Below are 21,229 nucleotides of genomic sequence, written 5' to 3'. Positions count from 1 at the left end.
TAGTTTTTACATTGAACTAGTGAAAAGAACGCGCAGATGTTTTATACTTAAAATGAGCAACGATTTTGAGGAGGCCTTGAAAACCTATGATTTATATTCTGGAAGACGACAACAGCATCCGGGAGCTGGTTACTTATACCCTGAATCGTTCCGGCTACGAAGCCAAGGGCTTTGACCTGCCTTCGCTGTTCTGGGCCGAGATGGAAAAACAGATGCCGGATCTTCTTTTGCTTGATATTATGCTGCCGGAAGAGGATGGCATTCATATTTTGAAGCGCCTGCGGGCAAACTCTGCTACCAGTCAGCTTCCGGTAATCATGCTCACCGCCAAGGGCAGTGAATACGACCGGGTAACCGGGCTGGACAGCGGTGCCGATGATTACATTCCAAAGCCCTTCGGAATGATGGAGCTGGTGGCCCGGGTAAACGCTCTGCTGCGCCGTGCCAAACCCCGTACCGCCCCGGATGAGTATCAGGTGGGTGCAATTGAGCTGTTCCCCGCCCGCCATCAGGTGCTGGTAAACAAAGAGGAAATCTCGCTGACCCACAAGGAATTCGAACTGCTCAGCGTTTTGATGCAGCAGCCCGGTATTGTTTTCACCCGGGAAAAACTGCTCAATCAGATCTGGGGCTACACCTTTGAGGCGGAAAGCCGCACGGTGGATGTGCATATTCGAACTCTGCGCCAGAAGCTGGGTGAATGCGGCAGTTACATCGAGACCGTGCGCGGAACCGGTTACCGCATTCGGGAGAATGGCGTATGACAAAACGAATCTTCAGCGCCATTTTTACAGTTACCCTGTCCACCCTTCTGGTGGGTATGATCATTTTGATTGCCATTCTGATGCCTTATTTCGAGCAGCAGCTGGCAACCGAACTTTCCACAGAGCTGGGGTATCTTTCCCGCGGGGTATCCCAATACGGGGAGGATTTCCTTTCCACCATCGACCCGGGCAGCAGCCGGATCACGCTGATTCGTTCCGACGGAACCGTTTTGTATGACAGCTCTCTGGATGCCTCCACGCTGGAAAACCATGCAGACAGAGAGGAAGTTCAGCAGACCCTTGCAACCGGCACCGGTGAAAGCGTACGTTATTCCAGCACTCTCCAGGAAAAAACGCTTTATCGGGCACTTTTACTGCCCAGCGGCGATGTGCTGCGCATTGCCTGCACGCACTATTCCAGCATGGGGATCTTTTTGCTGCTGATTCAGCCGATTCTTCTGATTCTGACCTTTGGCGCAGTACTTTCGGCCGTGATTTCCTACAAGGTTTCACACCGCCTGACCCGGCCGCTGAACGAAATTGATCTGGAGCATCCTCAGGTGCCCGAGGATTACGAAGAGCTCACTCCCCTGCTCCGCCGTTTGAACCACCAGAACCGGCAGATCAAGGCCCAGTTAATGGAACTGGGCGAGCAGCAGGAACGATTTGCTTCCATCACCGAAAACATGAAAGAAGGTTTCCTTGTTCTGGATCGCACCGGCACCGTGCTTTCCCATAACACCAGCGCCGGGCAGCTGCTTCATGCCGAAGCGCCTCTGATGCGCAGGGATATGACCCATAGCCCCATTGAAGAGCTGAACAGTGCCATTCGTGACGCCCTGGAAGGTCAGCACACCGAAACCCTGATTCCTCTGTTTGGCCGGATGTGCCAGTTGTTCGCCAACCCGGTCTACCAGCAGGATCAGCTTACCGGCACGGTAATTGTGCTGCTGGATGTGACAGAAAAGCAGGAACGCGAAACTCTTCGCCGGGAGTTCAGCGCCAACGTTTCCCACGAGCTGAAAACTCCGCTGACCTCTATCTCCGGTATTGCGGAGATCATGAAAAGCGGCCTGATCGATCCCAACGATGTTCCTCACTTTGCGGGCAAGATCTACGATGAATCTCAGCGGCTGATTCACCTTGTGGGAGACATCATCAAACTGTCCCAGCTGGATGAAAACTCCATTCCCTATACCGCAGCTCCGGTGGATTTGCTGGAGCTTGCACAGAACACACGCATTCAACTGGAAAATCCTGCCGCAAAACAGCAGGTAACGCTGCAGGTAGAGGGCGAACCGGTGGTAATCGAAGGTGTGCTCCCTGTGTTGGACGAAATGCTGTTCAATCTGTGTGATAACGCCATCAAATACAATAAGCCCGGCGGACATGTGTGGGTAAATGTGAAACGAACTCCGGATGGGCCCACCATTTCGGTAAAAGATGACGGAATTGGTATTCCTGCCGAGGATCATGACCGGGTGTTTGAACGGTTCTATCGGGTGGACAAAAGCCACTCCAAGGCAATCGGCGGTACCGGACTGGGGCTCTCGATTGTAAAGCACAGCGCCGCTTATCACAATGCGCGTATTGAATTGGAAAGCGCCCCCGGGAAAGGAACCTGCATCCGCCTGATCTTCCCACCCAGCCGGGAAATGCCTGCCCAAAGTGCAGAAAAATAAGCCCCGGTTGCAACCCGGAACCCTGTTACAAAAAGAACGCTCACTGCAATTTGCAGTGAGCGTTCTTTTGTCATATCCGTTTTTCAGACGAATTTATTCCGCCTGTTCGTACTGTTCCTGTTCTTCCAGCAGTTTTTCCCATTCGTCAAACAGTTCCTGCTGGTGGAATCGGCTGTCTTCCAGCTCGTCGCATTTATCCCGCAAAAGCAGATGATCCCGCAGCACTTCCGGGCTTGCAATCTCATTTTCCAGCTCCACAATATGAGCACCCAGTGTCTCGATTTCCTCTTCCACTGCCTTAATCCGGGTACGCAGCTCTGCTCTGCGGCGGCGCTGCTCCTTTCCGTAGGCGGCTTTTCCGGCCGACGGCTTTTCCTTTTCTTCCCTGGGCGCGGCTGCTACCGGGTCATTCCGGTGCATCATTCGCTCATAGCTGGGGTAAAGCGTTGCGTTTCCGTCTTCCACATACAGAATGGGGCATTCCAGACTGTTCATCAGATAACGGTCATGGGTAATGAGCAGCAGTGTGCCCTCGTAGGCCATCAAAGCCTGCGTCAGGCTCTCGCGGGTATAAATGTCCAAATGGTTGGTGGGCTCGTCCAGGAACAGCAGATTGGGTCGTTCCAGAACAATTTCCGCAAATCGCAGACGGGCCAGCTCACCACCGGACAGAGCACTGCAGCTCTTGAATACTTCTTCTCCCCGGAACCCGAACCGGGCCAGATGATTGCGAACTTCCAGTTCAGTGAAGCGGGGCCACTTATCCCAAATGGCATCAATCACACGGCCGCCCCGACGCATCTGCTGCTGCTCAAAAATGCTGGCCTTTGCGCCGGCACCCAGCCGTACCATTCCACCGGAAGGCTTACGCTTGCCGTCCAGCACCTGCATCAGGGTGGATTTGCCTGCGCCGTTGGGACCGGCAATAACCAGCCGTTCCCCCCGCAGCACCTGCAGATCAAAGGGATGCAGCAGCACCCGTTCCCCGATCTTCACACTCAGATTCTTGATGGTGAGCAGTTCTTTATAGGGAGTGACGTCAAATTCAAACTTGAAGTTCAGCTGCTGGGGCCCACTGCGGGGCTTTTCGGTGATTTCCATCTTCTCCAGCTGCTTGCGGCGGCTCTGTGCCATTTTGGTGGTGGAGGCACGCACAATGTTTCGGGCGATATAATCCTCCAGCTTCTGGGCCTTGGCAACATCGGCATCGTGCTGCTTTTGCTGCAGTGCTACCGCCGCTTCCTTCTGAGGCAGGTACGCAGAATAGTTTCCCTTATAGCTGGTAAGCTGATGATCCTCCACCTCCCAGATTCGGGTACAGACCGAATCCAGGAAATAGCGGTCGTGGCTGACCACCAGAACCGCACCGGAATACCCCTTCAGATACTCTTCCAGCCATTCCATGGTGGCAAAGTCCAGATGGTTGGTGGGCTCGTCCAGAATCAACAGATCCGGCCGCTGCAGCAACAGCTTTGCCAGACGCAGTCGGGTGTGCTCGCCGCCGGAAAGCACCGAAACTCCCTTGGTATAGGTTTCCGGCCCGAACGCCATACCACTGAGCACCTTCTTGATCTGGATGTCCATGTGGTAACCGTCCGCTGCATCAATCACTGCCGAAAGCTCCGCATGCTTTGCCAGCAGCTGTGCATCCCCCGGGTTTTTCTCCAGCTTGTTTTCCAGAACCTGCATCTGCTCCATGGCGCTGAGCACCGGTGCAAAGGCACTGCGCATCTCGCCATAGACATCCAGAGTAGGGTCCAGCTTGCTGTTCTGTTCCAGATAACCCAGAGTGACTCCACGGCTGATCTGATATTCGCCCTCATCGGGCAGGTACTCGCCGCACAGTACCTTAAGCAGAGTGGTTTTTCCGGCGCCGTTTTCGCCCACGATGCCGATCCGCTCGCCCTTTTCCACGGTGGCATTGATGTCGTGAAGCACCACCGTGTCGCCAAAGCTTTTTCCTAAATTCTGTAATGATATAAGCATTATGATTCCTTACTGCTCGTGGTTATTCCGCCTGATCCAGGCGTTTTTCCGCCCATGCCAACAGATCCTCGTAAACCTGCTGGCGATTTGTTTCGTTCAGCATCTCATGCCGCCCGCCCGGATATAGTGTAAGGCGAACATCCTTTACACCTGCCTGACGCAGCATTTGTGCCACTTTTTTCACGCCCTTGCCGTAGTCGCCCACCGGATCCATGTCACCGGAAAAGAGCCAGATCGGCAGATCCCGTCGGATTTTCTGCGCCCATTGCAGGCTGCTCACCTGCTTCAGCGTGCAAAACAGCTCATGAAATGCACTGACTGTAAATATAAAGGTACATTTGGGGTCTGCACTGTATACATCCACAATCTGCTCATCCCGGCTGATCCAGTCATAAGATGTACGGGGGTTGGGGATTTTTTTCAGATAGGTTCCGAAAGCCAGTTTGTTAACCAATTTCGATGTAAAGCTCTTTCCCTTAACAGAAGAAATCCAGTCGCTGAGATGGATTCCGACATTCACCAGCGGGTTCGGCCCACCGGTGCCGCTGATGATCAGCGCATCCATTCCATCCGGATATTCTGCTGCAAACCAGCGGGCAAAGAAACTGCCCATGCTGTGGCCCAGAAGAATCAGGGGAAGCCCCGGATAGCGTTTGCGGGCAAGCAGATTCATGGTGTGCAGATCACGCAGTACATCAAACCGCCCATCCTTTTCACCAAAGTATCCGTCGATTCCCTCTTCCCCACTGGTTTTTCCATGGCCCAGATGGTCGTTGCCGCACACCACGAAACCGTGCTGTGCCATAAACTGCGCGAACTCCCGATAACGTTCAATATGTTCACACATGCCATGACTGATCTGAAGGATCGCTTTTGGCGCGATTTCCGGCATGGTATAGAAGTATCCGGCAATCGTATCCTTGCCGTTGCTGGATTTAAAACTGATGTTTTCGGTTCTTAAGGCCGACATTTTGCAGCTCATCCTCCTCCATCACGATGGAATACAATTCCTGCCAGTTGTGAATGATGTGGGTGGGGCGCTCGCCTTCCTCCGGTTCAGGCTGCTGATGGAAATTACACCAGCAGGTGGCAAGGCCGGCATTCTGGCCACCCTTGATATCCGCACTGAGGCTGTCGCCGACCACCAGAACCCGATCCCGATGTTCAATGCCCAGAGCACGCACCGCCTGATCAAAGAAACGACGATTCGGTTTTTCCACGCCCATCTTTTCGGAAACGAACACTTCATCCATGTAAGGCTCCAGACCGGAATCACGCAGTCGGCTGGCCTGTACGCGGGCCACGCCATTGGAGGCAATGGCCAGCGTTGCAACCTCGGAAAGTTCCCGCACGGCTTCCAGCGCGCCGGGAACAATATCCGGGTGGCTGCCCAGCCGATCCAGATAATAGGTGCTCATTTCAGCAGCGGAACCTTTTCGATCCAGCTTTTTCAGAAGGCGGGCAAATCGTTCCACCACCAGCTTGTCCCGCTTGATCTGGCCTTTTTCCAATGCGGCCCAGAGCTCTTTGTTAATCTCCACATAAAGCATCTCAGTTTCGTGATCGCTGGGCAGCTCAAAATGCTCCAGTGTTTCCAGAATCGCCTTATGCTCCGCTGCCTCAAAATCCAGCAGCGTGCCATCCATATCCAATAACAAACAATAGTAATGTGCCATGGGTCATTTTCTCCCTTGATAATATTCTGCCTGCTGCCCTGCCGCACAAGGCGGGCTGCGGGTTTCCATTCATTTTATTATCCCTTATTCTGTCCGCTTCGTCAAGCGGGATACACACAAAAGGGCAGAGCGATGCTCTGCCCTTCTGGTGAATTTTCTTACAGCTGCACAATCGGATACGCTTCGGGCTCTTCCTCTTCGGTTTCATCCTCCTGGACATTGCCCAACGGCTGGCAGTTTCTGCACGTATTCCGACAGTTGCATGGCGGATTTTCCTGCGGCGTATCAGTGCCGCTGCCCCATTCAAAGTCGTAGTCGTCCACGCTGCCGTTTGTCACGTTCTCATCACCGGTATTCCATGCGTCGATGATGCTGATGTCAAAACAACTGGCCATGCTGAAAAGCACCTCCCCTTTTTTGCCATTGTATGCAGAAACGAGAGCTGCTGTGAGCAGTGAGACAAAATCAGTAGTCGAACTCGCCCTTCACTGTGCGCTGGAACAGGCGGGGCAGCGCATCCTTGGCACTGCAGCCTTCGTACAACATGCTGTAAATAGTCTGGCAAATGGGAAGATCCACCCCATATTCTTTGCCCAGCTTGACCAGGGCCTTCACCGTGGGGGCGCCTTCGGCCAGCTGATCAAAGTGTTCCCCTTTTACAAAGCTTTCGCCAAACTGGCGGTTATGGCTGTGGGCAGAAAAGAGAGTGGCTTCATAATCACCCAGATGGCACAGGCCATAAGCCGAAAGCTCATTGCCACCCATTGCACGAATCAGCCGGGCAATTTCCCGGGCGCCGCGGGCCATAAGAGCGCCTTTCAGGCTGGAATAGCCAATGCCGTCCAGCATACCGGCAGCGATACCGATCACATTCTTCGCGGCGGCACCCACCTCTGTGCCGATCAGATCCCGTCCCTTATACAGGCGGATCAGATCACTGCTCAGATTTTCCACCACATAGTCCGTGGTCTCCGGTTCATCCGAATCCACCACCATGCAGTTGGGAATACCGGCGGAGAAATCCTGCACATGGCCGGGGCCAACCCATACGGCCAAGCGTACCGGCTGGGTTACTTCTTCCCGGAATACCTGGGTCAGGCGTTTGCCGGTTTCCACTTCTATGCCCTTCATGCAGAGAATAAAGGTTTTTCCTGCCACCGGAAGGGCCTGAAGTTTTTTGGCCAGATCACGCAGCTGCTGGGCACTGATGGAGATGATCACCACATCGGCAAATTCCAGCGCTTCGGTCAGATTCTCGGTGAGAAGAAGCGGCTCCGGCAATTCAATGTAGGAATTCTTTCTCTCGGCTTTCAACTGAGCCATTGCCCGGGAACCGGGGCGGCCCCAGAGCATTACTTCATTACGGGCGCTGTGATAACAGGCCAGGAAGGTGCCCCAGCGGCCGCAGCCCAATACAGTCAGTTTCATAACAGGCGTCCTTTCTTGTTGTTTGATTCTTTCAGGAAAAAGGACCCGCCCTGCCGGGCAGAGCGGGTCCTTTTAGCGTATCAGTGACAAAGAGTGATTTTGGCTTGTTTAGCCCTGCTGTCCTTCGGGAGCTGTCGAGGCTGCGGGAGGAACCTCTGTGGGTGTCGGCACTTCCGTGGGCGCAGGCGTGGGCACTGCGGTGGGTTCCGGAGTAGGTACCGGTGTGGGTGCCGCCGTCGGAGCCGGAGTGGGTGCGGCAGTGGGTGCAGGTGTGGGTGCGGGCGTGGGCGCTGCTGTGGGCTCCGGAGTGGGAGCCGCTTCCACAACCAGCTTGAAGTTAGCGGAAGAAAGCTTACCGTTAATGTTAATGGTGGCGGTAATGTCATAGGTTCCGGCCGACCAGCTGCTCTGACCGTAGCTGTAACCGGTCTTGACCTTTTCGCCGTTTACCGTCCACTGCACATTATCATCGGTCACATCGCCGCCTACGGCGCTCACATGCAGGGTATAGCTGGTGCCTTCCTTGATGGTGGCAGAGCTGCCTTCCTTGAAGGAGATGCTCAGCTTGGCGCTGAACATGGCGGTCACATTCACATTCTGCTTGAAGCTCTTATCGGTGCGGGTGGGGCTGGTGTTGCCATCGCTCCACTTCACAAATTCATAGCCATCAGCGGGAACAGCTTTTACGGTAACGCTGTCATCTTTGGTCAGATCCTCAAACTTCAGGCTGGTTTTACCGGAAATGTCACCGCTGGTAAGCGTGCCGCCCACGTTTTTATCCACATTGTACTGGGCGGTGAAGGTCTCATTGGGATCCGGGGTTGCAGTTGCCTGCGTAGAGCCGCTGGAAGTGCCGCCATTGCGCACACGGGTGGGAATGTTATCGGTATCCGGACGACGATCTTCCGTGCCGGTCCAGGCGTGGGTGCGGGCATAGTCCATAATGCCGTTCAGGGCATCCTTCTTCAGGTGAATGTCACCCTGCTGGTAGTAACGGTCCTGACCATAGCCATCTTCGCCCATCAGCAACTCGGAAATATTGAGGAACTTGTAGCCGTTCTTCTGGCACATTTTCACCAGGGCCAGATTGAATTCGTTGATGGTTTCCTGGCTCATGTTGGGATAATTGCTGTGGTCCTGCGGGATGGGCGGTACCGCTGCCACAATCACATCGCAATAGGGGTATGCGGTGACAATGGCGTTCAGTGCCGACTCGTAACTGCTGGCGAAGCTGTCTGCACTCATGCTGCCGTCCGCATTGTTGGTACCCATCATTACGATGATCCGGCGGGGCTTCATTTTTGCAAGCGCCTCGGGGATAGAGTAAGCTGTGCTGTCGTTCTTGAAGTAGATGGATTTATCGGTGGTCAGCTGCTGGATGCCCAGGCCTTCCACAGCCATCACCTGATCCAGGGGCAGCAGGCCGTTCTGGTAATAGCGATAGGTGTTGGAATCACCCACAAAAATCGTTTCGTTGATATAGGATTCGCCTGCATCATCGGTTTCGCCCAGAACGGTATCCCCATAGGCACTGGCATCAAAACCGGAATCCAGCACTGCCTGGGAAGAACTGGAAGAGGTGCTGGACGGATCCTTCGCGCTGTGAGATGTGTTTACAATGATCACCACAGCCACAATGGTTATGATCAATACCAGTGCACAAATGGCCAGCACAAGCGCGGCCTGCTTCTGCTTGGGGGTTAAGCTGAGATTAGAAGACTTCCTTCTTTTCTTAGCCATGGGTATGCCTCCTTTTTGGTTCTCAAGGTCGTTTTATTCCACATTCAATATGTAATCAGCCAACTGCTGGCAATTCTGTGCCATCAGAACCGGTGCGAAAGGCGCAACCTCCTGTTCGCTGCCGTAGCCGTACATCACTGCCACTGCAGGCACGCCGCAATCTGCTGCGCCCTGCATATCATCTTTTCGGTCGCCCACCATCAATACTCGGGCTCCCTGCAGTTCCGGGCGGTCCAGCACCATGCGCATGACTGCGGTTTTGGTGTCCACACTTTTATCCTCGCTGGCGCCGCCGATAAAATCAAAATAACCGGCCAGACCCTGCTCGTGCAGAATTGGAGTAACCACCACTGTGGGCTTGGATGTGGCGGTATACAACCGCACACCGGCCGCTTTCAGGCGTTCCAGCATGGGGCGAACGCCATCAAACACCTGGCAGCGATGGCAGCCGTCCTGCTCGTAACGATCCCGGTAGATGCGCACCATTTTTTCCACAGTGGCCTCATCGGAGAAGTGTTCGCCAAAGCTGCGCCGCAGCGGCGGCCCCAGATAACGGGTCAGATCAATGCCTGCCGGATCAATTCCCATCTGCCGGAACGTGTATTCCATTGTCGCCAGAATTCCCGGGCTGGAATGGATCAGTGTGCCGTCCACATCAAACAATACTGCGTCATATCGTACCACGATCATACCATCCTTAAACACAATTTTATCTATTATACCACCAAAAAGCCTTATCTACAATCCACCCGCAGCCTTTTTGCCGGTTTTGTGTTCTGCATTGGTCAAATCAGCACATATTATTATGGCAAAAAGCAAAAAGGAGTACGGTATGGGGAATTTTATGGCAGAACATTTCACAGGCTGGCTGGGCTGGTGCAATTCCCTGCTCAGCCGGTTTGCCTGGGGGCCGGCCACTCTCCTTCTGCTGGCTGCCGCCGGACTGATTTTCAGTGTGGGAACGGGCTTTTTCCAACTTCGGCATCTGCCTTTGTGGTGGCGCTCCACACTGGGTGCCTCGCTTTCCGGGCAGGAAAAAGGCAAGCAACCCGGAACCGGCGGAATTACCGGCTTCCAGTCCGCCTGTACAGCCCTGGCCGCAACGCTGGGTACCGGGAATATTGCCGGGGTCGCCACCGCCATTGCGGCCGGAGGGCCCGGCGCCGTGTTCTGGATGTGGATTTCAGCTTTTTTCGGCACCATGACCGGTTATGCGGAAAATCTGCTGGCCGGGCTTTACCGGGGGAAAAACGCCAAGGGTGAGCCCATTGGCGGAGCAATGTTTTATATTGAACAGGGGCTTGGCTGCCGCTGGCTGGCACTTCTGTTTTCATTTTTCTGTATTCTGGGCTCATTGGGTATGGGTGATATGGCTCAGGCAAATTCCATCGCCAGCGGTTTGCAGGATTCCTTTCACATTCCCCCTTTGTTCACCGGTCTGGTCGTTGCCGGAGCAGTGGGCTTTACCATGTTGGGTGGTATCCGGCGTGTGGGGCAGATCACAGAACGGTTGGTTCCCTTTATGGCAATTGGATATACCGCAGCAGCTGTGTGCGTGATTCTTGTGAACTGGCAACGGATTCCCGAAGTGCTGCACAGTATTTTACAACAGGCTTTTTGCTGGAAGTCTGGCCTTGGCGGACTGACGGGATACAGCGTGAAACAGGCGCTGCAGGTTGGCGTTGCGCGAGGGGTGAGCAGCAACGAAGCCGGGCTCGGTTCTTCAGTGTTGGCCAATTCCGCCGCCGGCAGCCCGCCGGTGGTTCAGGGAATGTGGGGAATTTTTGAGGTGGCTGTGGATACTCTTCTCATGTGCACCCTCACCGCACTGGCGATTCTGTGTTCTGGCGTATACGATCCCGTGGTGTATTCCGCTGCACTGGGCACCGAAACCTTTGCCGGCCTGCCCAATGGAGCTGCACTGACCGCCGACGCTTTTCGCTCGGTGTTGGGACCGGGCGGCGGTATGCTGATTGCCATCAGTCTGGTGCTGTTTGCCTTTTCCACCCTGCTGGGCTGGAGCTATTACGGCGAACGGGCAGTGGAATATCTGTTTGGTTCCGGCGCAATCGTCCCCTACAAACTGCTGTATCTGGCCTGCATCGTGATTGGCTGTGTGACACGACTGGATCTTGTATGGCAGATCAGCGATACCTTTAATGGGCTCATGGTTCTGCCCAATCTGCTGGCCGTACTCTGGCTTTCGCCGCAGATCTTTGGGGAAACATACCGGTTTTTCCATTCAAAACAGCGACCTGACTGTACGCAAAGCAGCCCTGTGTGATAGAATAAGGAAAATAAAACAAAAAGGAGCGACCCCGTATGCCCCAGATTACCGTAAAAGGCTTCACCGATTCGCAGATGAAAACCGTAACCCCTGCTTTGAGCCAAAAGCTTTCCTCCGCCATTGGCTGCCCGGAGGACTGGCTGATTTTTGAGCTTGTTCCCACCACCTTTTACGCAGGTGGACAGCAGACTGCCGGTTTCCCCATTATTGAGGTTTCCTGGTTCGACCGGGCAGACAATGTTCGGGAAGAGGTCGCCGGCATTTTGCGGGATACCGCCTTTGAACTGGGATATTCCCTGGTGCAGGTGATTTTCACCACACTCCAGCCGGACCGGTTCTATGAATTTGAGACCTGACAACTCAATACCCTTCAATTAAAAAACGAGCCCGGCTGTGAACCGGGCTCGTTTTTATTTTTGTCTGTTTACGCACCTGCAAAGGAGAACACAATGCCCAGCAAAGCGGACAGTGCAATCCAGATTACAGGGTGCAGTTTTTTGGTTTGCGGAATCACCCGGGTAACCACAAGAAGCAGAACCGCAAGAAGAACCGCCTTCCACTGAACCCCCGCCAGAATTCCCGCAGGAACAGCCGTATAGAAGGTAATCACCGCCACTGACAGACCGGAGGCTGCAATCAGACCGGTGGAAGCCGGCCGCAGACAACGGAATGCCGAGTCCACATAACGGTTGGAGCGGAATGCCTTCAGGAACGAGGCAATGATCAGAATGATGATGATCGACGGGGTGATCAGACCCAGCGTGGCGGCCAGAGCACCGGGAACGCCACTGGTGCTGAAGCCCACATAGGTGGCCATATTGATGCCGAGGGGGCCCGGCGTGGATTCCGAAACCGCCACCATATCCATCAGCTGGCCCTGTGTGAACCAGCCGGTTTTATCTGCCATCTGAGAAAGAAACGGCAGGGTGGCCAGACCGCCGCCCACCGCAAACAGGCCGGTTTTAAAGAATTCCCAATACAGCTGCAGCAGGATCATGCTTCCCCCTCCTTTTTACGGCTCGACGTCTTGAACTGCTCCAGACCGATTCCCAGCACAGTGGCCACAACCACAAAGAGAATGGGAGACAGATCGAGAAACAGCGACCCCAGCGTGACTACCATAAAAATCACAAGCGCCAGCCTGCTTTTCACCGAACCCTTCCACAGCTTGCACACTGCATTGAAAATCAGCACGCAGACACACACCCGGATTCCGGCAAAAGCGTTTTTCACCACTGCCAGTTCCGCAAAGGTATTGATGAACCCGGCCAGAATCGAAATGATCACCAGCGAAGGGGCAACAACCCCCAGAGTGGCCACAATACCACCCAGAATCCCCGCCTGCTTCTGACCAACAAACGTGGCAGTGTTTACAGCAATGATACCGGGTGTGCATTGCCCCACCGCAAAATAATCGGTGAGCTCCTCGTCTGTTGCCCAGCCGCGTTTCTCCACCACCTCTCTTTGCAGAATGGGCAACATGGCATACCCTCCGCCGAAGGTCAGGCCGCCTACCTGCATGAAGGTGAAAAACAGATCCCAGAGAATCCGTGCTTTCTTCATGGAAAAGATCCCCCCTTGTTTGATTTCACGCTACTATGATAGCACATCATTTAAAATATTGAAAACATTTTATTTGTGTGATATTTATATGTTATCCATATAAATATTGAGGTGTTTGACATGGAACTGCGTCAGCTTATCTATTTTACAGCCATCGCGCAGGCAGGTACGATCACTGCCGCAGCACAAAAGCTGCATATGTCGCAACCACCGCTCAGCCTGCAGCTTCAAAAGCTGGAGGATGAACTGGGTTGCCCGCTCTTTGAACGGGATACCCGTCATCTTCACTTGACTCCGGCAGGGGAACTCTTTTATGAGCGGGCACAGGCCATTTTACAGCAATGTGCCGACCTGAAACGGGAAATGGCTGATTTGCAGGCCGGCGGCCGAGGACTGCTCCGAATCGGGGTGGTCTCCTCACTGAGCACCAGCCTTTTGCCCCGATGGGTAGCCCGGTTTCATGAACAATATCCTCAGGTACGGTTGGAACTGACCGAACGGGATTCTTTCCGACTGCTGGAGCTGGTGCGCAGCCAGCGGATTGATCTGGCACTGGTTCGCCGTCCCTTTTCCGGGCAGGGGCTGAACATTCACCCCATCTGCAGCGAACCCATGTGTGCTGTGGGGCGGCATCATTTTTTTGACGGAGCGGAGGGCTCCATTTCTCCCATGGCTCTGGCGAACCTGCCGCTGCTATTGTATCGCCGGTGGGAACCTATGCTGATGCGCTTTTTCGCAGAATCCGGATTTGAACCGCAGGTACTCTGCTGCAGTGAAGATTCTCATACCGTGCTCCGCCTGGCCCGGGAAGGGCTTGGCGTGGCATGCACGCCCCTTTCCGCAACCTGTGAGCTCCAGCCCGGCACCGAGATTCATCCTCTTCAGGCAAAAGAGCTGTACAGCGAGATCTGTGCGGTCACACTTCAGGGGCACTACACCGGGGCAGCCGCCCGGAATTTCATCCGTTTCACCCAGGAGGAACAGTAATGCCGGAAAACCTTTACAAATCTTAAGGTACACTTAAAGGCATACTGAAGATTTGTGCGGTATCCTTTTTGCGTAACACAAACAACCAGCGCAAAAAGGAGTCGAAAATTATGTCGATCAAAATATTCTCCCCTGTTTTGAAGCATAAACGTGCAGCAGCCGCAATTTTGCTGGCCGGCATTCTGGCTGTGGGCGGTACCCTTACCATTCGCGCCCGGATAAGCGCTTCCAAAAGCACTGCATCCGAGGAACTGGCCTATGCCCGCACCGTATTTCTGAAAAAAGAAGATCTGAACGAATCGGTGAACGTTTCCGGCATTGTTCAAAGCGCACAGGTCTCTTCGGTCACCACTGCCCTGAACAACAAAGTTACCAGCCTGAATGTGAAGGTGGGCGACCATGTGAACAAAGGCGATGTGATCTGCACACTGGACGATACCGACATCCGCCGCGCCATTCAGGATAAGGAAAAGGAAATGGGCGAGGAAAAGCAGCGCTTACAGGATTCCTACAACAAGGCGGCCACGCAGGTGGACGAAGCCCGCCGCGCCAAGGATAATGAGCGGAAAAACCAGGATACTCTGGTGGAAGCTGCCCGCAGTGCCCGCGACAAGGCCTCCAGTGCACTGAGTGCCGTAACGCCTGCCTACGATACCGCCAAGGCCAATTATGAAGTAATGGAAAAGGCGGTATCCGCTGCACAGCAGGAGGCAGACGCCGCCGCGGATGCCCGACAGAAAGCCTATGATGCCTGGATTGCTGCCGGCGGCGCCACGGAGGGCGATGCTTATCTGGCCTACCAGAATGCAGACACTGCTTTGAACGAAAAGAATGCTGCACTGGAAAGCGCCCGTACTCTTTACAGCTACGAAAGCTACACCCAGGCCTATAACACTGCCAAGCAGGCTTATGATGCAGCTGCAGCAGAGCGTGATACTGCTGAAAGCGCATACAAGCAGGCCGATGCAGCCCGTATGCAGGCGCTGGATGCCTGTGACACCACCATCAACAACGCCGTTTCCGCTTTGCAGGAGGCCGACAAGCAGCTGAAAAAAGGTGTGGACAGCAAGGCGCTGGATGATCTGAAAAAGAGTCTGGACGACACGGTGCTGAAGGCCGAGACCAGCGGCAAGATCACCGATCTCAAGGTAAATGTGGGCAGCATCTGCAAGGGTGATGTGGCCACCATTCAGTCCACCGATCAGCTGATTCTTTCGGTGAGCATTCCGGAATACGCCATCAATAAGGTGCAGCTGGGTATGCCCGCCACCATCACCAGCGATGCTGCAAGCGGCGCGCTGCGCGGCACGGTATCCCGCATTTCTCCCACCGCCGGAAGTGGCGAGGGCGAAGGCAGCGCCTCCGGCTTTGCCGCAGACATTTCCATTGATACCCCGGAAAACATCTTCATCGGCAGCAAGGCCAAGGCCGAGATCATTCTGGCTTCCAAGAGCAACGTGTATTCCGTTCCTCTGGATGCAGTGGCCCCCGGCGACAATGGCCAGGATGTGATCTATGCCCGCCAGGGTGAAGGCGAATTCCAGCCGGTAAACGTGACCACTGGTATGAAGAATGACTACGCAATCGAGGTCAGCGGTGCTTCCCTGCAGGACGGCATGGAGATTCTGGCCGACGCATCCCAGATGCCGGACACTGGCGCTTCCCTGCCTGCGGATGACACCTCCGCTCCTGCTGCCGACGGCTCTGCCAGCTCCTCCACCGGGGAGGTGGCGGAATGAACCAGGTGTTCCAGACCCCACTGATCGAGATGCGGGGCATCGTGAAAACCTATAACGTGGGCAAGGAAAACGAGCTGGAGATCCTGCACGGCATTGACCTGACCGTGTATCCCGGTGAGTTTGTTGCCATCGTGGGCGAATCCGGCAGCGGCAAATCCACCCTGATGAACATCATCGGCGTACTGGATCAGCCCACGGCAGGCACCTACCGGCTGGACGGCGTGGACGTTCAAAGTGCAAGCCGGGATGAGATGAGTGAGGTTCGCAACAAAAAAATCGGGTTTGTATTCCAGAATTTCAATCTGATCGGGCGCACCACTGCCCAGCGCAATGTGGAACTGCCCATGCTATATGCGGGGGTCGGAGCTCGCCAGCGGGAACAGCGTGCCCGAGAGCTGCTGACCATGGTTGGCATGGAACAGCGGCGGTTTCATCAGCCCAACGAGCTTTCCGGCGGCCAGAAACAGCGCGTGGCCATCGCCCGCAGTCTGGTAAACGACCCGTCCATTCTACTGGCGGACGAACCCACCGGCGCACTGGACTCCGAAACCAGCCGCCATGTGATGGACATCTTCCATGATCTGCACCGCCAGCAGGGCAAAACCATCGTGCTCATCACCCACAGTCAGGAGCTTGCCTCCGAATGCCCCCGGGTGATTACCCTGAAGGATGGCAATATCATTTCCGACCGGAGAAAGGAGACCCCCGACCATGCCGATTTTTGAGAACGTGCGGCTGGCACTGACCAGCCTGCGAGCCAATAAACTGCGGGCTCTTCTGACCATGCTGGGCATCATCATCGGTATCAGCGCGGTGATTGCCATTATCACGGTGGGCGATTCCCTGTCCGGCTCGCTGGCTCAGGAAATGTCCAGCTTCGGCGCCCGGGACGTGACACTGTCCGTGGTACAGAAGGACGACCCGTTTGCATCCGGCTCCTTCGATACTCTTGGAGACAGCGAAGAGCTGGATAAATTGCTTGAATCCTTCGAATATAAAGAGCCCTCCGCCAGCGACCGTATCAGCGATGCCATGCTGCAGGAATACCAGAAAAAATTCGCCGATCAGCTGCAGGCAGTGGCGGTAAGCGAGAACTTTGGCAACATCCGCGTGGTTTCCGGCCGCTACAAGGCCTCCGGTCAGCTGATGGGCGTATCCCCCGGCCAACAGACTCTGGACAAGATGAAACTGCTGGCCGGCCGGTTCATCACCGACGCGGACAGCACTTCCCATCGGGCGGTGGCGGTGGTCAGCGACCGGTTTGTCTCCCAGTACTTCGGCAGTAAGGCAACGCCGGAAAGCGCTCTGGGAAAGAGCTTTAAAACCGATGTGGGCAATATTCCCCTTCGGCTTTATATCATTGGGGTGTATGAATACAAGGCGGCAAAGGGTCAGACCATTACCCGAAATCTGGACACCAACGTTTATATTCCTGTGGGCAGCGGGTTCCAGCTGCTTCAGCGGGACGGCGGATATCAGACCGTAACCCTCCAGTCCCGCGAGGACGTGAACAATCAAATCTTTATGGATCGTACCAGAGAGTTCTTCAACAGCTTTTACAGCCACAACCCCAATTTCAACGTTTCGGTTTCCAGCCTGGACGAGGTGGTAAAATCCATGAACAAGATGACCCAGAGCGTAAAGCTGGGCATCAGCGCCATCGCTGCCATCAGTCTGCTGGTGGGTGGCATCGGCGTTATGAACATCATGATGGTATCGGTGACCGAGCGCACCCGGGAAATCGGTATCCGCATGGCGCTTGGCGCGAAAGGCCGGGTAATTCTGTTCCAGTTCATTGTGGAGGCAATCATTATATGCCTGATCGGCGGGCTCATCGGCGTACTGCTGGGCGTAGGTCTTGGCAGTGCCGGTGCGATGCTCATGCATTATCCGGTCAAGCCATCGCTCGCTGCCGCGCTGATCGCGGTTCTGTTCTCCATGGCCATCGGCGTATTCTTCGGCTACTACCCCGCCAAGCGTGCCGCCCGGCTGGATCCTATTGAAGCACTGCGCTACGAATAAATTTTTCTTTTCACAGGCAGTTGCATGCTGTACAATAAAAGCAACGGGCCGGAGCTTAAGGCTCCGGCCTGATTTTTTAAACGGAGGTCACAAGTTATGCCGCACACCATTTTGATCGCGGAAGACGACCAGGACATCACCACTCTGGTCAAGCTGTATCTGGAAAGCAGCGGTTACCGGGTGCTCTGTGCCCCGGACGGCGCCACCGCTTTGGATCTGGCACGCACCGAATCCATCGACATGGCGGTGCTGGATATCATGATGCCCCGCATGAACGGCTACGAACTCACCCGTGAGCTGCGCGCCATCAGCAATATGCCCATTCTGATTCTCTCGGCCAAAAACACCGACAACGACAAAATTCTGGGGCTGGAATTGGGAGCGGACGATTACCTGACCAAACCCTTCAACCCGCTGGAGATCATTGCCCGGGTAAAAGCCAATCTACGGCGGTTTTACCAGCTGAACCCCACCTCCCCTGTTCTGCCCGGAAGCAACGTTCTTCTGCTGGGGCCGCTGCGGCTGGATCTGGACGCCATGAGCCTGACCAAAAACGGCGCCCCCATTTCCCTTACCCCCACGGAGTACAAAATTCTCAGCTGTCTGATGCGCGCACCGGGACGCATTTTCACCAAGGTTCAGCTTTACGAGGCAGTGAGTGGAACCTACTTTGAAAGCGATGAAAACACCATGATGGTGCACATTTCCAAACTGCGGGACAAGATCGAGGATGACCCGCGGCATCCGTGCTTCATCAAAACTGTGAGAGGATTGGGATATAAAATTGAAGCGGTGGAAACGAACTAAATCCAGTTATTTTTCGGTGCTCTTGCGCAGCTTTGCCATTTTCACACTGCTGCTGGTGGTAGTTGCGGTGGTTCTGCTGTTCTGGGCCCTGCAGGACAGCAGCCGCACTGTCATCAGTCTATCCGATCGGGATCTGAGTGAATATGACAGCCTGCTGGAGAGCGGAAAATATGACCAGTTCCCCACACGCACTCTTCTGGGGCGCACCGGAAGCATTGCCGTGGTGGACGAAAACGGAACCGTGCTTTTTTCCGACGAGAAGCGTTCCGATTTTTCCGCGGAAGAGCTCGCCTGCATTCCTCTGCAAGGGCAGTATATCTACCCCACGGTCACCTACTGGTACGATGAACAGGGCCGCCAGATGACACTGGTGGCAAACGACGGCTTTTCCAGTGTATCCTACCAGACCCCGGTGGTGCTGGATGCTGACCACAAAATCCTTTACGGTTCCATCCCCGGTATGGATTCCGACACCCTGAGCGACGAAGCCTACGGCTACCTGACCCAGACACTCCCCTATGGTTACTATATCTGGAAACACCCCTTCCAGAGCGCGGACGGTCAGGCACGCTGGCTTATTTTGTACGAGCAGATTCTGCGCAATGAAGAATATGCCCACCTGAGTATGGTCTGGAGCCGAACACTGATTCTGTTTCTGGGGCTGTATGTTCTGGTGCTTCTGGCAATGGCACTCTGGCTCAGCCGCAAGGTATGCGGCCCGCTCAAGCGGCTGGAGAAGGGCTTCACCGAGCTGGCTCAGCGGAATGACCCGGAGCCCATCCAATGCCGGGGGCCCCGGGAATTCGAGCAGATCTGCAGTGCCTTCAATCAGCTTTCTGCCCAGCTTGCTGAAAGCGAACGCCAGCGCAAGGCATTGGAGGACAACCGGCAAAAACTGCTGGCAGACATTTCCCACGATCTGAAAACGCCAATTACCGTGATTCGGGGTTACGCAAAAGCCATCTGCGACGGACTGATCCCTCCGGAAAAACAGCCGGAATATCTGGACACCATCTACCAGAAATCCACCCGTCTCACCGGACTGATCGATACCTTCCATGAGTACAGCAAGCTGGAGCATCCCCAGTTTACGCTGCAAATCAAACGGCTGGATTTGTGTGAGGTTCTGCGGGAATATCTGGCATCCAAATACAATGAACTGGAGCTGGGCGGCTTTGTTCCGGAGATTGAAATCTCGGATGAATCCATCTGGTGCATGCTGGACAAAACCGCCTTTTTGCGGGTTTTGGAGAATATTGTGTCCAACGCTGTGAAACACAATCCTGCAGGCACTTCCCTGTTCTTCGAACTGCATCGCGAAGAAAATCAGGCAGTGCTTGATCTGGCCGACAATGGCGTGGGCATCCCGCCGGAAATCGCGGACTGCATTTTTGATCCCTTTGTGGTTGGGGATGAATCCCGCGGTACCCGTCAGGGCTCCGGCCTGGGGCTTGCCATCAGCCACAAGATTGTAACGGCACACGGTGGCACCATTCAGCTGGTGCAGCCACCTTCGCCGGGCCGAAGCACCCAGTTCCGGCTTACCATCCCTCTGGCCTGACCAGCTTCTTAATCAACCAACAAAACGCCGGGCGGCTCCGTAGAAAATTGCGGAACCGCCCGGCGTTTATTATTTTCGCAGATTCCCCGGTATGCCATCCACTGTTTGACGAAAGGCGCCGAAGATTCCCTCTTTCATATTGTTTACCATGATCTGCTGCACCTCCTCCATGCTGATCTCGCTTTCATACTGGAACCACCAGCGCACCAGCGTCATGGTGTTGGAAGCGAGAAGCTGGGCATACAGATCCACATATCGTTCCTGCGTGCCCTGTAAACCGCAGAAACGGAGTTTTTCCAGAATGTTGTCATGGATGACCTGTACCATTTCAGTGAATACCGGCCGATTGATCGCCCCGCTCCACAGCAAGGTGTAGCGGGCCTTGTTTTTGTGCAGGTATTGCAGGGCCTTTTCAAAATTTTTCTGATACACCAGACTGTGGATATTCTGGGCGGAAGCCTCCACAAAAGCAACATCCATCTGGCGGCGGAACTCCTGCAGTGTACGGGCCAGATACTGATCCATCAGGTCGTATTTGTCCTGATAATATTTGTAGAAGGTGGACCGGTTGATCATGGCCTGCTGGCACAGCTGATCCACCGTGAGCTTTTGCAGAGGCGTCTGTTCCAGACACTCCAGCAATGCCCGATCAATCTGGGCCAGGGTTTTGACCACCCGCAAATCCGTTTTGTTCATGAACGCTCCGACCTCTTTCTCTGGCTTTTTTCAAGATAAACAACACCCACCCGGCGTTTGTTGGATAAGCAGCAAAGCCGCGGATTTTAATGGTATTCAAGCGAAAAAAACGCTGTTAAAATAATCGCAAAGACGCTGTACAACTGCTTTCAGTATAGCATATTTTCAGTTTCTTGCCATCCTGTGTTTGAGAAAGAGAAAGATTAACTATTAAAAATCAACCCCGAAAATGAATGGTGGTGGTGAAAAAGGGATGGTTCAAAAAAGGTATAGCAAAGCTGAGGTCTTGTC

General features: G+C 54.5%; 20 protein-coding genes. 10 read left to right on the top strand and 10 right to left on the bottom strand.

All coding sequences use genetic code 11. The annotated features are described in order from the left end of the window. The first annotated feature begins 86 nt into the window (after positions 1 to 86). Positions 87 to 764 (top strand): winged helix-turn-helix domain-containing protein, encoded by a 678-nt coding sequence (locus EDD77_RS15965; protein WP_058963042.1) that lies wholly within the window; start codon positions 87 to 89, stop codon positions 762 to 764. After that, on the top strand, positions 761 to 2,446 hold the full coding sequence (locus EDD77_RS15960) for an ATP-binding protein (protein WP_058963043.1): 1,686 nt from the start codon (positions 761 to 763) through the stop codon (positions 2,444 to 2,446). The genes EDD77_RS15965 and EDD77_RS15960 overlap by 4 nt, the downstream gene beginning before the upstream one ends. 93 nt (positions 2,447 to 2,539) lie before the next feature. On the opposite strand, the gene EDD77_RS15955 is transcribed toward EDD77_RS15960, so the two are convergent. The 7 genes from EDD77_RS15955 to EDD77_RS15925 all read right to left on the bottom strand — a co-directional run bounded on the left by EDD77_RS15955 (position 2,540) and on the right by EDD77_RS15925 (position 9,966). After that, positions 2,540 to 4,432 (bottom strand): ABC-F family ATP-binding cassette domain-containing protein, encoded by a 1,893-nt coding sequence (locus EDD77_RS15955; protein ID WP_058963044.1) that lies wholly within the window; start codon positions 4,430 to 4,432, stop codon positions 2,540 to 2,542. Between the two features lie 22 nt (positions 4,433 to 4,454). Continuing rightward, on the bottom strand, positions 4,455 to 5,402 hold the full coding sequence (locus EDD77_RS15950) for an alpha/beta hydrolase (RefSeq protein WP_058963045.1): 948 nt from the start codon (positions 5,400 to 5,402) through the stop codon (positions 4,455 to 4,457). Continuing rightward, complete coding sequence (locus EDD77_RS15945) at positions 5,368 to 6,108, bottom strand: YjjG family noncanonical pyrimidine nucleotidase (RefSeq protein ID WP_058963046.1); 741 nt, start codon at positions 6,106 to 6,108, stop codon at positions 5,368 to 5,370. Before EDD77_RS15945 ends, EDD77_RS15950 begins: the two co-directional genes overlap by 35 nt. Positions 6,109 to 6,266: 158 nt before the next feature. Continuing rightward, the gene (locus EDD77_RS15940) at positions 6,267 to 6,503 is read right to left on the bottom strand and encodes a hypothetical protein (protein ID WP_058963047.1); all 237 of its coding nucleotides are present in this window, start codon (positions 6,501 to 6,503) and stop codon (positions 6,267 to 6,269) included. Between the two features lie 70 nt (positions 6,504 to 6,573). Continuing rightward, positions 6,574 to 7,536, bottom strand: coding sequence for an NAD(P)H-dependent glycerol-3-phosphate dehydrogenase (locus EDD77_RS15935; protein WP_058963048.1), 963 nt, complete (start codon positions 7,534 to 7,536; stop codon positions 6,574 to 6,576). A gap of 108 nt (positions 7,537 to 7,644) precedes the next feature. Further along, positions 7,645 to 9,276 (bottom strand): SGNH/GDSL hydrolase family protein, encoded by a 1,632-nt coding sequence (locus EDD77_RS15930; RefSeq protein WP_058963049.1) that lies wholly within the window; start codon positions 9,274 to 9,276, stop codon positions 7,645 to 7,647. A gap of 33 nt (positions 9,277 to 9,309) precedes the next feature. Then, positions 9,310 to 9,966, bottom strand: a complete 657-nt coding sequence (locus EDD77_RS15925; protein WP_058963050.1) for an HAD hydrolase-like protein — start codon at positions 9,964 to 9,966, stop codon at positions 9,310 to 9,312. 154 nt (positions 9,967 to 10,120) lie between these two features. Here EDD77_RS15925 and EDD77_RS15920 point away from each other — a divergent pair, with 154 nt between their 5' ends. Both EDD77_RS15920 and EDD77_RS15915 read left to right on the top strand, forming a co-directional pair. Beyond that, complete coding sequence (locus EDD77_RS15920) at positions 10,121 to 11,560, top strand: alanine/glycine:cation symporter family protein (RefSeq protein WP_058963087.1); 1,440 nt, start codon at positions 10,121 to 10,123, stop codon at positions 11,558 to 11,560. 38 nt (positions 11,561 to 11,598) lie between these two features. Then, the gene (locus EDD77_RS15915; RefSeq protein ID WP_058963051.1) at positions 11,599 to 11,919 is read left to right on the top strand and encodes a DUF1904 family protein; all 321 of its coding nucleotides are present in this window, start codon (positions 11,599 to 11,601) and stop codon (positions 11,917 to 11,919) included. Between the two features lie 68 nt (positions 11,920 to 11,987). On the opposite strand, the gene EDD77_RS15910 is transcribed toward EDD77_RS15915, so the two are convergent. Together EDD77_RS15910 and EDD77_RS15905 are read right to left on the bottom strand one after the other, a co-directional pair. After that, on the bottom strand, positions 11,988 to 12,560 hold the full coding sequence (locus EDD77_RS15910; protein ID WP_058963052.1) for a chromate transporter: 573 nt from the start codon (positions 12,558 to 12,560) through the stop codon (positions 11,988 to 11,990). Further along, positions 12,557 to 13,126: a chromate transporter gene (locus EDD77_RS15905; protein ID WP_058963053.1), complete on the bottom strand. Its 570-nt coding sequence runs from the start codon at positions 13,124 to 13,126 to the stop codon at positions 12,557 to 12,559. Before EDD77_RS15905 ends, EDD77_RS15910 begins: the two co-directional genes overlap by 4 nt. Positions 13,127 to 13,246: 120 nt before the next feature. On the opposite strand from EDD77_RS15905, the gene EDD77_RS15900 reads away from it, so the two are divergent. The 6 genes from EDD77_RS15900 to EDD77_RS15875 all read left to right on the top strand — a co-directional run bounded on the left by EDD77_RS15900 (position 13,247) and on the right by EDD77_RS15875 (position 20,242). Then, on the top strand, positions 13,247 to 14,113 hold the full coding sequence (locus EDD77_RS15900; protein WP_058963054.1) for a LysR family transcriptional regulator: 867 nt from the start codon (positions 13,247 to 13,249) through the stop codon (positions 14,111 to 14,113). 110 nt (positions 14,114 to 14,223) lie between these two features. Next, positions 14,224 to 15,852: an efflux RND transporter periplasmic adaptor subunit gene (locus EDD77_RS15895; protein ID WP_058963055.1), complete on the top strand. Its 1,629-nt coding sequence runs from the start codon at positions 14,224 to 14,226 to the stop codon at positions 15,850 to 15,852. Further along, positions 15,849 to 16,577 carry an ABC transporter ATP-binding protein gene (locus EDD77_RS15890; RefSeq protein WP_058963056.1) on the top strand — a complete coding sequence of 243 codons (729 nt, stop codon included), beginning with the start codon at positions 15,849 to 15,851 and terminating at the stop codon, positions 16,575 to 16,577. Before EDD77_RS15895 ends, EDD77_RS15890 begins: the two co-directional genes overlap by 4 nt. Then, positions 16,564 to 17,874, top strand: coding sequence for an ABC transporter permease (locus EDD77_RS15885; RefSeq protein WP_058963057.1), 1,311 nt, complete (start codon positions 16,564 to 16,566; stop codon positions 17,872 to 17,874). Before EDD77_RS15890 ends, EDD77_RS15885 begins: the two co-directional genes overlap by 14 nt. Positions 17,875 to 17,970: 96 nt before the next feature. After that, positions 17,971 to 18,681 carry a response regulator transcription factor gene (locus tag EDD77_RS15880; RefSeq protein WP_058963058.1) on the top strand — a complete coding sequence of 237 codons (711 nt, stop codon included), beginning with the start codon at positions 17,971 to 17,973 and terminating at the stop codon, positions 18,679 to 18,681. Beyond that, positions 18,659 to 20,242, top strand: a complete 1,584-nt coding sequence (locus EDD77_RS15875; protein ID WP_077138474.1) for a HAMP domain-containing sensor histidine kinase — start codon at positions 18,659 to 18,661, stop codon at positions 20,240 to 20,242. Before EDD77_RS15880 ends, EDD77_RS15875 begins: the two co-directional genes overlap by 23 nt. Before the next feature lie 69 nt (positions 20,243 to 20,311). Here EDD77_RS15875 and EDD77_RS15870 read toward each other — a convergent pair whose 3' ends face one another. After that, a complete protein-coding gene (locus EDD77_RS15870; protein ID WP_058963060.1) occupies positions 20,312 to 20,938 on the bottom strand; it encodes a TetR/AcrR family transcriptional regulator in 627 nt (208 codons plus the stop codon). Positions 20,939 to 21,229: the final 291 nt, after the last annotated feature.

The organism is Allofournierella massiliensis, from assembly GCF_004345265.1.
GTDB lineage: Bacteria > Bacillota > Clostridia > Oscillospirales > Ruminococcaceae > Allofournierella > Allofournierella massiliensis.
This window is presented reverse-complemented; position numbering and strand designations above follow the sequence as displayed.